The organism is Haloarcula nitratireducens, assembly GCF_019599505.1.
The window spans coordinates 104,590-117,724 of the sequence record NZ_RKLT01000002.1 but is presented as its reverse complement, the minus strand read 5'-3'; the positions used below and the strand labels follow the sequence as shown (position 1 = coordinate 117,724).

Below are 13,135 nucleotides of genomic sequence, written 5' to 3'. Positions count from 1 at the left end.
GGGGCCGACTGACTACGCATGAGTCTGATGATAGATATCCGGAAGCTCGGCCTGTTCAACCAGATGGCCAAGGAGGGGGGAAACACCGTGGCCGACCACCTGAGCCAGATGACGGGGATGGAGACGGAGATGGAGATAACGAAGATCAACTTCATCGACATCCCGGACATCAAGACCCACATCGGCGACGAGAAGCAGATCGGCATCAGCATCGAGATGGTCGAGAAACCCCACGGCTACATCCTCTTCCTGTTCAACGCCCGGAGCGCGAAGGACCTCGCCCAGGGCATGATCGGCGACATGGGCGAGACGAACCCCGACGGCGAGGGATTCACCGACATGGAGCGCTCGGCGATCCAGGAGATCGGCAACATCATGACCAGCGGGTTCATCGACGGGTGGGCGAACGTGCTGGACACGACCATCGACATCTCGACGCCGAACTTCACGTTCGGGCCGGGCAGCGGGATGGTCGACAAACTGGTCGGCGACCGCGGCAACGAGATGGCGCTGATGTTCGACTCGCGGGTCCACGCGCTGGAGTCGGACATCAACGTGAAGGTCTACACGTTCCCGGAACTCGAGGAACTCGTCAGTCTCATGCAACAGATCGAGGTCTGAGCGGAGCGGAAACTGCAGTTCTTTCACGATTAATTCACATAGCCTCTTGTAGGGTGAGCACTAGGCACACGGTATGCCGGGAGGTTCACCCCAGACGCTTCGACCGTTCCTGTGGCGCGCGGAACAACTGTACCCCGATACCGAGGTCGTCTCTCGCACCCACGAGGGAATTACGCGGTACGACTACGGCACCTACGCCGACCGGGTCGCCCAACTCGCCAACGCCCTCGACGACGCGGGGTACGGCGACGGCGAACGACTCGGGACCTTCTGCTGGAACCATCATCGTCACTTCGAGACGTACTTCGGGATACCGGGGATGGGAGCGCAACTCCACACCATTAACCCGCTGTTGCCCGATAAACACGTCCAGTACATCGTCGAGAACGCGGAAGACGAGACGATCTTCGTCGATCAGTCGTTCCTTCCGAAATTGGAAGGCGCGGTAGCGGACGACCCCGACCCGTTCGACTCCGTCGAGCGGTTCGTCGTCATGGGCGAGTCGGTGCCCGAGACCGACCTCGACGCCGTCGCCTACGACTCCTTTATCGACGGCCACTCGACGACGTACGACTGGCCCGAACTGGAGGAAGAGCGGCCCGCGGGGCTCTGTTACACCTCGGGGACGACCGGCCGACCGAAGGGCGTCGAGTACACCCAACAGATGCTCTGGTCGCACACGATGGCGCTCCAGACGCCGCAGGGCCTCCCGCTGGCCGAGGACGACGTGGTGATGCCCGTCGTTCCGATGTTCCACGTCAACGCGTGGGGCCTGCCGTTCTCCGCGACGGCCGGCGGGGCCAAACACGTCTACCCCGGCCCGCAACCGGAGCCAGCGGACCTCGCTCATCTCATCGAATCGGAGGGCGTCACCATCACCGCGGGCGTCCCGACGGTGTGGCTGGGGCTGATGGACTACGTCAAGGAGAACGACGTGGACCTCTCGACGCTGGATCGGCTGGTCGTCGGCGGCAGCGCCGCCCCGGAGGCGATGATCCGCTTCTTCGACGACCACGGCGTCGAACTCGTCCACGCGTGGGGGATGACCGAGACGGCCCCGGTCGGCGCTGTCTCGCATCTCAAACACGACCTCGAAGACGCCGACTACGAAACGCAACTGGAAAAGCGCTCGAAACAGGGGCTCATCGTCCCGGGACTGGAGTTCGAGGTCGTAGACGACGAGGGCGAGGCGGTCCCCCACGACGGCGAGGCGTACGGGGAACTCCTCATCCGTGGACCGTGGGTGACGACGGAGTACTTCGCCCGCCCGGAAGCGACCGAGCAGGAGTTCGAGAACGGCTACCTGAAGACCGGCGACGTGGTCTCGGTCGACGAGGACGGCTACATCAAGATCGTCGACCGCTCGAAGGACGTCATCAAGAGCGGCGGCGAGTGGATCTCCTCGCAGGAACTGGAGAACGAACTGATGGCCCACGAGAGCGTCTCGGAGGCGGCGGTCATCGGCGTCCCCCACGAACGCTGGCAGGAACGGCCGCTCGCGCTCGTCGTGCCCGCCGAGGACGCCGACACCGACTCGCTGGCCGGGGAACTGCGCGAACACGTCCTCGACTCGTACCCGAAGTGGTGGGTGCCCGACAGCGTCGTCACCATCGACGAGGTGCCCAAGACGGCGACCGGGAAGTTCGACAAACAGACGCTCCGCGAGGAGTACGGCGATAAATCGATGGTCGAGGGTCGCGTCCCCGAGGACGCGGCACCGGAGTAGCCGTCTCCCGGGACGCCGCCCCGAGCTGCCGCGAGTTACCGCACGCCCGCGACGAGCGAGCGGGTCTCCGTCCGATACGCTTCGGGTTGCAGGCCGAGGTCGATGTCGACCGAGACGCTGATACCCGCGCTCAGGTCGCTCTCGATGGTCTGCTCGAAGTTCTCGGCGGGGTGTGCCCCACCGGAGATGAGGACGTAGTCGCCGTGGTGCCAGACCGCGAGGAAGGCGTCGATGGCGATGTCCGTGGCCGGCACGTCGACGCTCTTGCCCTCGCTCACGTCGAAGCTGATACCCTCGAAGGGGTACACCGCGGAGAGGTTCACCGTCTCGGCCGTCTCCCCGGTATCGATGTCGATGCTTCCCGTACCGACCTCTTCGACGTTCGTCAGCCCCTGGTTCTCCATCTGCTGTTCGAACTGCTCGCGGGCGTTCGCTCGCACCTGGTCGACGATCTCCGCCTGTCCGGCACCCGCCGGGAGGTTGTCGAGGTTCGGACTGAAGTCGACTCGGGAGGCGAAGAATATCGACAGCGCGGTGTCGACCTCTCCGAGCGTCCGTTCCCTGACGCTCTTCCTGAGGGCGGCGTCCTGAAACTGGAGCGTGTGCTGGACCGCTTCGAGCGTCACCGGCCCGTAGCTCTCGTCCAAGACGGTGCCGCTCTCGTCTCCGGTCTCTTCCCAGCCAGTAGCATCGAGGCGGTTTTCGGGGACGACGGGTCGCGGCGTCTCCGCGGCCGCCAAGAAGGACGAACACCCGCTCAGCGCGGCCGCACCGATGCCCAGTCCCGCTGTGAGGTAGTCACGACGATCCATACGCTCCGGTTGGTGGTATCTCGGAAAAACGTACTGTCCTAATTATCAAATTTTTCGAGAAAACAACTCCGTCGGTGTTCTTACGAGTTTCACGAGGTATATGTTGTCACGATTCATCATTGCCCTCATGGAGTTACTGTCCGAGTATCCCGTACCCGAACGTGCCCACGAGGTCAAGCAGGAGGCCCGTGAGTTCGCCCAAGAGCACATCGCGCCCAACGCCGCCGAGTACTACGCGTCCGGGGAGTACCCCTGGGAGATCCTCGAAGCGGGGATGAGCGCGGACCTCGTCGCACAGGACCTCGGCGAGGACCTCGGCGGGCGCGGCCTCGACTTACATCAGGTACTCGCCGTCGCAGAGGAGTTCTATCGAGCGGACGCCGGCATCGCGCTCACGCTGCAACTGGCGAGTTTCGGCGCGGAAATCGTCGAGGAACACGGGAACGAGGACCAGCACGAGGAGTTCCTCCGACCGGTCGCCCAGAACGAGCAGATCACGGGACTGGCGGTCTCGGAACCCCAGACCGGGAGCGACCTCGCCGGCATGACCACCAGCGCCGAGAAGGAGGGCGACGAGTGGGTGCTCAACGGGGAGAAGTACTGGGTCGGCAACGCCGTCGAGGCCGACTGGCTCACCGTCTACGCGAAGACCGGCGACGACCCGGACAACCGCTACGGCAACTTCTCGATGTTCATCGTCCCGACGGACGCCGAGGGCTACGACGCCGAGCACATCCCCGAGAAGATGGGCTTTCGGGCCTCCAAACAGGGACACATCGTCTTCGACGACTGCCGCATCCCCGAGGAGAACCTCGTCGGCACCGAGGGCGCGGGCTTCTACATGCTCGCGGAGTTCTTCAACCACGGGCGCGTCGTCGTCGCGGGTCACGGTATCGGGATGGCCGCGGCGGCCATCGAGGAGGCGTGGGAGTTCGTCCACGACCGCGAGGCGTTCGGCCGGACCGTCGACGAGTTCCAGGCCGTCCAGCACAAGCTCGCCGACATGCAACTGGCCTTCCAGTCCGCGCGGTCGCTGACGTGGGACGCCGCCGACCGCGTCGCGGATCAGGAGAACGCGGGCTACTGGGCCGCCCTTGCGAAGACGAAGGCGACCGAGGCCGCCACCGACTGCGCCGAGAAGGGGATGCAGCTCCACGGCGGCCGCTCGGTCCTGACCGAGAACCGCATCGCCCGCGTCTACCGCGACGTTCGCATCCCCGTCATCTACGAGGGGGCGAACGACATCCAGCGTAACCTCATCTACCGGCAGACCCCGCAGTAGAGGAACGGACATCGATCCGTCCCGACGGCCCCAGCTAGGTGTGCGAACTGTCCGCACGCCGCGTTTTTCTCGTCAGCCGACCTACACTGCGCATGGACGACCTCACTGTCACGTTCGTCGACCGCGGGCGCGTGAAGGCCGACCGGAACTTCGTCGTCGACGGCCACAGCGTCGCCACTGCGTCGAACCGGGAGCCGACCCACGACTACGAGACGTACGTCGTCTGGAACCTCGTGATCGAGACGCCCGAGCTGACGGTTCTGTGGGACACCGGCTCGCACCCGGAGGCCGGCGACGGCTACTGGCCCGAGCCGCTGTACGAGGCGTTCGCCCACGTCGACGCGGCTGACCACCCCCTCGAAGCAGACCTTGACGACGCAGGGTACGGACTCGACGACATCGACGCCGTGGTGATGAGCCACCTCCACCTCGACCACGCCGGGGGCCTCCGCGCCTTCGAAGGCACGGACGTTCCGATATACGTCCACCGCGAGGAACTCCCCTTCGCGTACTTCAGCGCGAACACGGACGAGGGCTCTATCGCGTACCTCCAGCGCGATTTCGACCGCGACCTGAACTGGCGGGTCGTCCACGGCGACAGCTACCACCTCACCGACGGCGTCGAACTGCTCCACCTGCCCGGGCACACGCCGGGACTGCTCGGCGCGCTCGTCGAGCGACCGGACGCCCCGCTGTTGGTAGTCGGCGACGAGGCCTACGTCGAGGCCAACTACGAGGGCCGGCCGATGGCGACCGGGCTCCTCTGGAACAACGGCGCGTGGAAGGCGAGTCTGGAACGCTGTCGGGACCTCCAGCGGGAGACCGACGCCGAGATCCTACTCGGTCACGACCTCGACGTCTTCGAACGATTGGCGGACTGATCGCCCGATTCGGTCCCGACTCTCCGGCGGGGATACCGTTCGATGGCCGATATGAGGTGAGTAATCACACCACACTCTTAAAAATCGTTAAATCAGGAGCCCTCGCGCTATTGATAACAATTAATGGACCCTAATATAGTGGAAAATCTTTAGTCGTGGCCCCCCAATCTCCCGGTACGGCACCACAGCTGGGGCCGAGGATTTCACCATGACAGACAACGAACTAATCTGGCGGATCGCTGGCGGTTCCGGTGACGGGATCGACTCGACCAGCCAGAACTTCGCGAAGGCCCTGATGCGTTCGGGACTTCACGTTTTCACACATCGTCACTACCCGTCGCGCATCCGGGGCGGCCACACGTACGTAGAGGTACGCGCGAAGGACGAACCGGTCCAGTCGCGCGGCGACGGCTACAACTTCCTGCTGGCGCTGGGCGACTCCTTCGCCCGGAACCCGCAGGACGAGGCCTACTACGGCAAAGAGGAACTGAAACCCCTCTACGAGAACTTCGACGAGCTCCGCGAGGGCGGGGTTCTCCTGTACGACGAGGGGCTGCTCGACGAATCGGACGTCGAGGAGATAGAGCTCGAAGAGCAGGCCGAGGAGAACGGCTGGCACCTCGTCCCGATGGACCTGCGCGGCATCGCCAAGGAACACGGGCGAGAGATCATGCGGAACACGGCGGGTATCGGTGCGACCGCCGCCATCCTCGACATCGACACCTCGGAGTTCGAACAGCTCATCGAGCAGAACATGGCCGGCGACATGCAGGAAGCGAACCTCAACGTCCTGGAGGACGCCTACGACGCGGCCTCCGAGCTCGATATCGACCACGACATCGAGGTTCCGGACGGCTCCCACGACGAGGAGCAGGTCATCCTCTCGGGGTCGAACGCCATCTCCTACGGCGCGCTCGACGAGGGCTGTCGGTTCATCTCCGGGTACCCGATGACCCCGTGGACCGACGTCTTCACCATCATGTCCCAACACCTGCCGGAGTTCGGCGGGATCTCCGAGCAGGTCGAGGACGAGATCGCCGCGGCGGCGCTGGCGCTGGGGGCCTCGCACATGGGCGTCAAGTCCATGTCCGGCTCCTCGGGCGGCGGCTTCGCGCTGATGTCCGAACCGCTCGGTCTCGCGGAGATGACCGAGACGCCGCTCGTGCTGGTCGAAGCGATGCGCGCCGGTCCCTCGACCGGGATGCCGACCAAGCCCGAACAGGCCGACTTAGAACACGTCCTGTACACCTCGCAGGGCGACTCCGCGCGCGTCGTCTTCGCGCCCGCGAACATCCGCGAGTGCTACACGCAGACGCGCTCGGCGTTCCGCATCGCCTACGAGTACCAGATCCCGACCATCGTCGTCTACGACCAGAAGATCCAGGGCGAGCTCCGGAACGTGCCCGCCAGTCACTTCGACGAAGAGGCCAACGCCGACCCCGGGTCGGTGCTGACCGAGGACGAGATCCAGGAGGCGGCACACCACGCCTCGGGTAAGTTCCAGCGGTTCCTCCACGAACCGGCGGACGGCTCGAACGTCAGTCCGCGCTCGGTCCCCGGCCAGAAGGACGGCCGTTATCTGGCGACCGGGAACGAGCACAACCCCTCGGGTCACATCAGCGAGGACCCCGAGAACCGCATCGCTCAGATGGAGCGTCGGATGAACAAGCTCGACGACATCCGGGCAGACTTAGACGAGAACACGAGCCACCAGACCTATCACGGGCCGGAGGACGCCGACCACGGCATCCTCGTCTGGGGCAGCCAACAGGACACCGTCTTCGAGTCCGTCGACCGACTCAACGAGGACGGTCACTCCGTGAAGGCGTTAGGCGTATCCGACATGATGCCCTACCCCGTCGACGAAGTCAGCGAGTGGCTCGACTCCGTCGACGAGGCGCTGGTCGTCGAGATGAACGCCTCGGCGCAGTTCCGCGGGCTCACGCAGAAGGAGATCGGCAAGTACGGCGACAAGCTCTCGAGCTTGCTCAAGTACAACGGCAACCCCTTCGAACCCGAGGAAATCGTCGACGGCTTCGAGACCAGCATCAACGGCGAGGACCTCGCCGCGAGCAACATGAAGTACCTCCCCGCAGCGGGTGACTAACTATGAGTGCATTTAGCGCAATCGGCGACGACCGCGAGATAGAGCGAGACGAGTTCACACCGGGAATCGAACCGCAGGCGACCTGGTGTCCGGGCTGTGGCGACTTCGGCGTCCTCAAGGCGCTGAAACAGGCCATGCCGGAGGTCGGGCGCAACCCCGACGAGGTCGCGCTGTTCACCGGTATCGGCTGTTCGGGCAAGCTGAACAGCTACTTCAACAGTTACGGCTTCCACACCATCCACGGCCGCTCGCTGCCCGTCGCCCGGGCCGCGAAGCTGGCCAACCCGGACGTGGAAGTCATCGCCGCCGGCGGCGACGGCGACGGCTACGGCATCGGTGGGAACCACTTCATCCACACCGCTCGTGAGAACCACGACATGACGTACATCGTGTTCAACAACGAGATCTTCGGCCTGACGAAGGGGCAGACCTCGCCCACGTCGCCGAAGGGTCACAAGTCCAAGACCCAGCCCCACGGGTCGGCGAAGACGCCGATCCGACCGCTGTCGCAGTCGCTCAACGCCGGTGCGACCTACATCGCCCGGACCGCCGCCGTCAACCCGAACCAGGCCAAGGAGATCATCGCCGAGGCCATCGAACACGACGGCTTCGCGCACATCGACTTCCTGACCCAGTGCCCGACCTGGAACAAGGACGCGAAGCAGTACGTCCCCTACACGGACATCCAGCAGTCCGACGACTACGACTTCGACGTCTCGAACCGGCAGGAGGCCTCCGAGATGATGTTCGAGACGGAGAACAAGCTCCACGAGGGCGAAGTGCTGACCGGCCGCTACTACGTCGAGGACGGCCGCCCCTCCTACGGACAGGAGAAGCGCCAGATCGGCGAGATGCCCGAGGAGCCGCTCGCAGAGCGGTACTTCGACGAGGACGCCGAGTGGGAGCGGACCTACGACAACCTGCTCGAACACCACAAGTAAGGGTCTCCCGGTCAGGGCGACCCCACCTTCGACGGCCAGAACGCCGGTTTCTGGTTCGGAAGATATTTTTTCTTGCATCGTAAATATTGCTCCATGAGTGCCGAGTCTACGGAGCGTCGGATCCTGTCGGTCCTCGAAGAGGACGCACAGGCATCATACGCGGAGATCGCCGATCGGGCCAACGTCTCGAAGCCGACGGTCAGAAAGTACATCAAGAAACTCGAAGACGAGGGCGTCATCGTCGGGTACTCCGCGGATATCGACCCGAAGAAACTCGCCGGACAGTCTATCGCGATGGTCGGCATGGACGTCGCGAGCGAACGCTACGTGGAGGCGACGCGCAAGCTCAAGGACGTCCCCGCCGTCGAGGCGCTGTACACGTCGAGCGGCGACCACATGCTGATGGCGGAGGTCCGAGCGGACGACGGGGACTCGCTGGCCGCCGTCATCGAGGAAGAGATACTCACGCTGGACGGCGTCACCGCCGCGCATCCGTCGTTCCTGCAGGAGCGATTGAAGTAACGGGTTTTTAGGGACTCCGACGCCGACAGAGAGCTATGCCGTCTCGGTTGGTACTGGGAGCCGGGTCCACCGCGCTCGCCCTCGTCGACGCTCTCAGTGACGACAACGGATCGATTCACGTCGTGACCGCCGACGAGCACCGCGCCGAGACGTTGCGAACCGAGGGAACCGCCGTCACCGTCGGCGACACCGCGGACCGCGCCGTTCTCGACGGGCTCGACGTCGTCCCGGAGACGGTCATCGTCGCCACCGAGGACGCCGCCGACAACGCCGCGGCGGCGGCCGTCGTCGGTGAGCTATTCGCCGACGCGTTCTGTCTGTGTTACACCGGCTACGACGTCTCGATGGAACAGCGGGCCGAGATCGAGGCGAACGCCGACAGAGTCGTCGACCCGGCGAGCATCGTCACCGAGCGACTCGGTCGGACGGTCGGGACAGACGGGACCCGCGCCCGACAGCTCCAGCGCGCTCTCCGGGACGTCGAGGGCCACCTCGCCATCGTCACGCACGACAACCCCGACCCCGACGCCATCGCCAGCGCCGTCGCGCTCGGGGCCCTCGCCGAACGGGTCGGCTGTACCGTCTCGGTCTGTTACTACGGTTCGATCTCCCACCAGGAGAACCGCGCGTTCGTCAACCTCCTCGAGTACGACCTCGTGAACTTAGACGCCGAGGACCCGGACGCGCTGGACCACTACGACGGATTCGCGCTCGTCGATCACTCCCGCCCCGGCGTCAACGACCAGCTACCGGAGGACTTAGACGTCGACGTCGTCATCGACCACCACCCGCCGCGGTTCCCGGTCGAAGCCCGGTACGTCGACCTGCGGAGCGCGGCCGGAGCGACGAGCACCCTGCTCGTCGATTACTTCCAGCGCTTCGAGATCGAGATCCCGGAGCCCATCGCCACGGGACTGCTCTTCGGCATCCGGGTCGATACCAAGGACTTCCGGCGGGAGGTCTCGGCCGAGGACTTCGAGGCCGCCGCACACCTGGTCTCGCGGGCAGACATGGGAGCGCTCCAGCGCATCGAAGACCCGAGCGTCAGCGCCGAGACGCTCTCGATAATCGGCCGCGCCATCGACAACCGCGAACAGGAGGGGTCGGTGCTGTTGAGTTGCGTCGGCGAACTCTCCGACCGCGACGCGCTGGCACAGGCCGCGGACCGGTTGCTCGACCTCGAAGACGTGCAGGCGACGATGGTGTACGGCGTCCTCGACGGAACCATCTACGCCTCCGCTCGGGCGCGCGGAGCCGACATCGACCTCGGCGAGGCGATGCGCGACGCGTTCGGACAGATCGGCTCGGCGGGCGGTCACGCCGACATGGCCGGCGCACAGATCACCCTCGGCGTCCTCGATTCCGTCGAGGACCGCGAGGAGTCGCTCGAAGACATCGTCCGCTCGGTCGTCAACGATCGGTTCCTCGACGCCGTACAGTCGCGATCACACCGCCTGCTCGGGAGCGTCTACACCGCCACGGAGTTCGGCCCGGAGAAGTACGCGGAGGTCACGAGCGACGCGGACCCGACGCTGCTAGAGGACGCCGACGCCGACACCGACACCGAAGAGGAGTAGCCGAGGCTTTTTCTCGCTCGGTGGAGTAATCGGAGCGATGGAAGAACCGAGTCGTCCGACGGTCGGGGAGTACATGACCCGCGACGTGGCGACCGTCGAACTCGACGACACCGTCGCCGAGGTGGCCAAACGGATCGCCGAGAGCGACGACTTCAGCGGCTTCCCGGTGACGGACGGCCGGCGCGTCGAGGGGTTCGTCAGCGCGCGCGACCTCCTGCTCGCGGCCGACCACGAACCGATGTTTCGGGTGATGAGCGAGAACATCCTCGTCGCCCACCCGGACATGGCCGTTCAAGACGCCGCTCGGGTCATCCTCCGGTCGGGCATCCAGAAACTGCCGGTAGTCGACGACGCGGGTCACCTCGTCGGCATCATCTCGAACGCCGACGTGATCCGGTCGCACATCGAGCGAGCCACGCCGGACAAGGTCGACAAGCTCGGCCGGACCTTGGAGAACATCCACGATATAACGTCCCACGAGGACCACCGGCAGGTGACGCTTTCGGACCTGACGCCGACGCAGACGACCGTGTACGCGGACGAGCTGGAGGGGCGGGTCTACGAACTCGAACGTGGACTGGCCGAACCGCTCGTCGTCATCGACAACGACGGGGACCTCCTGTTGGCCGACGGACACCACCGCGTGAAGGCGGCGGCCCGCCTGGATATCGACGAGATGGACGCCTACGTCATCGTCCTCGACGAACCGGTCGAACTGGGGATGGCCGAGACGGCCGCCGACTCGGACCTCGAACGCATCGACGACATCGAAGTGGTCGACTACGGGAGACATCCGCTCGTCGAGACGACACAGCGGTTACAGGACGAGGAGTGAACCTTCGGGCGGCGCGTGCGTACACTCTCGGTCGCCCGAAAACTCTTGCTAACTGGTGACAAATTGCGCGGTATGTTCGACGAGGAGGACCTCCGGTCGATTCGGGAGTCGAAGGACGAGTGGGAAGCCGAGACGCTCGATCCCGCCCTCTCGACCCACGGCGAACGGCGCGACCGGTTCGCCACCGTCTCTAACCTCGAAGTCGACCGCCTGTACACGCCGCTTGACGTGAGCGATATCGACTACGAAGACGACGTCGGGTTCCCGGGCGAGGAGCCGTACACGCGCGGCGTCTACCCGACGATGTACCGCGGTCGTCAGTGGACGATGCGTCAGTTCGCCGGGTTCGGCACCGCCACCGAGACCAACGAGCGGTTTCACTACCTCATCGACGAGGGACAGACCGGGCTCTCGACGGCCTTCGACATGCCGACCCTGATGGGCATCGACTCCGACGACGCGATGGCCGACGGCGAGGTGGGCAAGGAGGGCGTCGCCGTCGACACGCTCGCGGACATGGAACGACTGTTCGACGGCATCGACGTGGGCGAGGTCTCTACCTCCTTCACCATCAACCCCAGCGCGCCGGTCGTCTACGCGATGTACCTCGCGCTGGCCGACCGGCAGGGCGTCCCTCGCGAGGAGATCCGAGGCACCCTCCAGAACGACATGTTCAAGGAGTTCATCGCACAGAAGGAGTGGGTCGTTCCGCCGGAACCGTCGCTGAAACTCGTCACGGACGTCATCGAGTTCGCCTGCCGAGAGACGCCGAAGTTCAAGCCCGTCTCCGTCTCGGGCTATCACATCCGCGAGGCCGGATCGACGGCCGTCGAGGAACTGGCCTTCACCCTCGCCGACGGCTTCGCCTACGTCGAGGACTGCATCGAACGCGGCCTCGACGTCGACGAGTTCGCGCCCCAGCTCTCCTTTTTCTTCAACTCGCACAACTCCATCTTCGAGGAGGTCGCGAAGTTCCGCGCGGCCCGGCGCATCTACGCCCGCGCGATGGACGAGTGGTACGGGGCCGAAGCGGACGCGAGCAAGCAACTGAAGTTCCACACCCAGACCGCCGGGCAGTCGCTGACCGCCCAGCAACCGCTCAACAACGTCGTTCGCGTGACGATCCAGGCGCTCGCGGGCGTGCTGGGCGGCACGCAGAGCCTCCACACCAACAGCTTCGACGAGGCGCTGGCGCTCCCGAGCGAGGAGGCCGTCCGGGTCGCGCTCCGCACCCAGCAGATCATCGGCGAGGAGTCGGGCGCGGCCGACATCGTCGACCCGCTGGGCGGCAGTTTCGCCGTCGAGGCGCTGACCGACGAGATGGAGGAGAAGGCGATGGCTCACATCGACCACGTCCGCGAGGAACTGGGCGACGGATCGGTGAGAGAGGGCGTCCTGACGGGCATCGAACAGGGATACTTCCAGCGGGAGATACAGGATTCGGCCTACGAGTACCAGGAGCGCGTCGAACGCGAGGAGGAAGTCGTCGTCGGCGTCAACGCCTACGCGGTCGAAGAGGAGACCGAACCCGAGGTGCTGAAAGTCGACGAGGCGGTCCAGGAGCGCCAGCGCGAACGGTTGGCCGAGGCGAAGGCCGATCGGGACGAGAGCGAGGTCGAGGCCGCGCTCGACGACCTCCGCGAGCGCGTCGAGGCCGACGAGAACGTGATGCCCGCCGTCGTCGACGCCGTCAAGGCGTACGCGACGATGGGCGAGATCATGGCGGTGTTCGAAGCGAAGTACGGGAGCTACCGCGAGACGGCGGGCGTGGCGTGATACGAACTGCTGTGGTTTTCAGATAGCGCCGACGAGGTCGACGCGTACCGGTAGA

Annotated in this window: 11 protein-coding genes; 10 read left to right on the top strand and 1 reads right to left on the bottom strand. The window is 65.2% G+C overall.

The window, feature by feature from the left end; all coding sequences use genetic code 11:
• Window positions 1-18: 18 nt before the first annotated feature.
• Both EGH23_RS07240 and EGH23_RS07235 read left to right on the top strand, forming a co-directional pair.
• The gene (locus tag EGH23_RS07240) at window positions 19-621 is read left to right on the top strand and encodes a chemotaxis protein CheC (protein ID WP_220579347.1); all 603 of its coding nucleotides are present in this window, start codon (window positions 19-21) and stop codon (window positions 619-621) included.
• A gap of 73 nt (window positions 622-694) precedes the next feature.
• Window positions 695-2,347, top strand: a complete 1,653-nt coding sequence (locus EGH23_RS07235; RefSeq protein ID WP_220579346.1) for a long-chain fatty acid--CoA ligase — start codon at window positions 695-697, stop codon at window positions 2,345-2,347.
• Window positions 2,348-2,382: 35 nt separating this feature from the next.
• Here the strand turns inward: EGH23_RS07235 and EGH23_RS07230 are convergent, their stop codons facing one another.
• Window positions 2,383-3,159, bottom strand: a complete 777-nt coding sequence (locus EGH23_RS07230; RefSeq protein ID WP_220579345.1) for a DUF6517 family protein — start codon at window positions 3,157-3,159, stop codon at window positions 2,383-2,385.
• A 127-nt stretch (window positions 3,160-3,286) separates the two neighbouring features.
• Between EGH23_RS07230 and EGH23_RS07225 the strand changes: the two genes are divergently transcribed.
• The 8 genes from EGH23_RS07225 to EGH23_RS07190 all read left to right on the top strand — a co-directional run bounded on the left by EGH23_RS07225 (window position 3,287) and on the right by EGH23_RS07190 (window position 13,080).
• A complete protein-coding gene (locus EGH23_RS07225) occupies window positions 3,287-4,441 on the top strand; it encodes an acyl-CoA dehydrogenase family protein (protein WP_220579344.1) in 1,155 nt (384 codons plus the stop codon).
• 92 nt (window positions 4,442-4,533) lie between these two features.
• Window positions 4,534-5,322, top strand: a complete 789-nt coding sequence (locus tag EGH23_RS07220) for an N-acyl homoserine lactonase family protein (RefSeq protein WP_220579343.1) — start codon at window positions 4,534-4,536, stop codon at window positions 5,320-5,322.
• 208 nt (window positions 5,323-5,530) lie between these two features.
• A complete protein-coding gene (locus EGH23_RS07215) occupies window positions 5,531-7,429 on the top strand; it encodes a 2-oxoacid:acceptor oxidoreductase subunit alpha (protein ID WP_220579342.1) in 1,899 nt (632 codons plus the stop codon).
• Between the two features lie 2 nt (window positions 7,430-7,431).
• On the top strand, window positions 7,432-8,370 hold the full coding sequence (locus tag EGH23_RS07210) for a thiamine pyrophosphate-dependent enzyme (protein ID WP_220579341.1): 939 nt from the start codon (window positions 7,432-7,434) through the stop codon (window positions 8,368-8,370).
• A gap of 93 nt (window positions 8,371-8,463) precedes the next feature.
• The gene (gene lrpA1 / locus EGH23_RS07205) at window positions 8,464-8,892 is read left to right on the top strand and encodes an HTH-type transcriptional regulator LrpA1 (protein WP_135304551.1); all 429 of its coding nucleotides are present in this window, start codon (window positions 8,464-8,466) and stop codon (window positions 8,890-8,892) included.
• A gap of 35 nt (window positions 8,893-8,927) precedes the next feature.
• Entirely contained in the window at window positions 8,928-10,469 is a 1,542-nt protein-coding gene (locus tag EGH23_RS07200) for a DHH family phosphoesterase (protein ID WP_220579340.1), read from the top strand.
• A 37-nt stretch (window positions 10,470-10,506) separates the two neighbouring features.
• Window positions 10,507-11,304, top strand: coding sequence for a CBS domain-containing protein (locus EGH23_RS07195; RefSeq protein WP_220579339.1), 798 nt, complete (start codon window positions 10,507-10,509; stop codon window positions 11,302-11,304).
• A gap of 72 nt (window positions 11,305-11,376) precedes the next feature.
• Window positions 11,377-13,080: a methylmalonyl-CoA mutase family protein gene (locus tag EGH23_RS07190; RefSeq protein ID WP_220579338.1), complete on the top strand. Its 1,704-nt coding sequence runs from the start codon at window positions 11,377-11,379 to the stop codon at window positions 13,078-13,080.
• Window positions 13,081-13,135 lie beyond the last annotated feature (55 nt).

Excerpts from the sequence above, each read along its gene's own strand:
- EGH23_RS07240 (WP_220579347.1), top strand. The coding sequence starts at position 19 with ATGAGTCTGATGATAGATATCCGGAAGCTCGGCCTGTTCAACCAGATG.
- EGH23_RS07235 (WP_220579346.1), top strand. The coding sequence starts at position 695 with ATGCCGGGAGGTTCACCCCAGACGCTTCGACCGTTCCTGTGGCGCGCG.
- EGH23_RS07230 (WP_220579345.1), bottom strand. The coding sequence starts at position 3,159 with ATGGATCGTCGTGACTACCTCACAGCGGGACTGGGCATCGGTGCGGCC.
- EGH23_RS07225 (WP_220579344.1), top strand. The coding sequence starts at position 3,287 with ATGGAGTTACTGTCCGAGTATCCCGTACCCGAACGTGCCCACGAGGTC.
- EGH23_RS07220 (WP_220579343.1), top strand. The coding sequence starts at position 4,534 with ATGGACGACCTCACTGTCACGTTCGTCGACCGCGGGCGCGTGAAGGCC.
- EGH23_RS07215 (WP_220579342.1), top strand. The coding sequence starts at position 5,531 with ATGACAGACAACGAACTAATCTGGCGGATCGCTGGCGGTTCCGGTGAC.
- EGH23_RS07210 (WP_220579341.1), top strand. The coding sequence starts at position 7,432 with ATGAGTGCATTTAGCGCAATCGGCGACGACCGCGAGATAGAGCGAGAC.
- lrpA1 (WP_135304551.1), top strand. The coding sequence starts at position 8,464 with ATGAGTGCCGAGTCTACGGAGCGTCGGATCCTGTCGGTCCTCGAAGAG.
- EGH23_RS07200 (WP_220579340.1), top strand. The coding sequence starts at position 8,928 with ATGCCGTCTCGGTTGGTACTGGGAGCCGGGTCCACCGCGCTCGCCCTC.
- EGH23_RS07195 (WP_220579339.1), top strand. The coding sequence starts at position 10,507 with ATGGAAGAACCGAGTCGTCCGACGGTCGGGGAGTACATGACCCGCGAC.
- EGH23_RS07190 (WP_220579338.1), top strand. The coding sequence starts at position 11,377 with ATGTTCGACGAGGAGGACCTCCGGTCGATTCGGGAGTCGAAGGACGAG.